Origin of the sequence: Flagellimonas flava (genome assembly GCF_050617915.1) — a bacterium.
In the GTDB taxonomy this organism is placed as follows: Bacteria; Bacteroidota; Bacteroidia; order Flavobacteriales; family Flavobacteriaceae; genus Flagellimonas; species Flagellimonas flava_A.
Genome location: NZ_JBODQE010000189.1, coordinates 1 through 235, shown reverse-complemented (window position 1 = coordinate 235; position 235 = coordinate 1). Strand labels below are relative to the sequence as shown.

Sequence of the window (235 nt, the reverse complement as noted above, 5' to 3'; positions counted from 1 at the left end):
CCCAACTTCTTGGTTGATCAGCTCCTTTTTAAGCAAATCTTTTTCAGGCTTCCATGCAATTACCCCCAACCTAAATTTCAGTACCAGTTTATCCACATCCTCCGCTTCTCCCTTCACCGTGATGATGTCATGGTACCGCATCTCTGTCTGGGGGTGTGGTAATTCCACAAATTGATGTATGCCTTGCAGTGGATGGGGATGCCTTCGTTTTAATCGCATGAGGGAGACATTATGC

General features: G+C 46.0%; 1 pseudogene. It reads right to left on the bottom strand.

The features are described from left to right. Positions 1-219 (bottom strand): annotated as a pseudogene (locus ACRHOZ_RS21495) (SLC13 family permease); the annotation flags it as partial. Between the last annotated feature and the right edge of the window lie 16 nt (positions 220-235).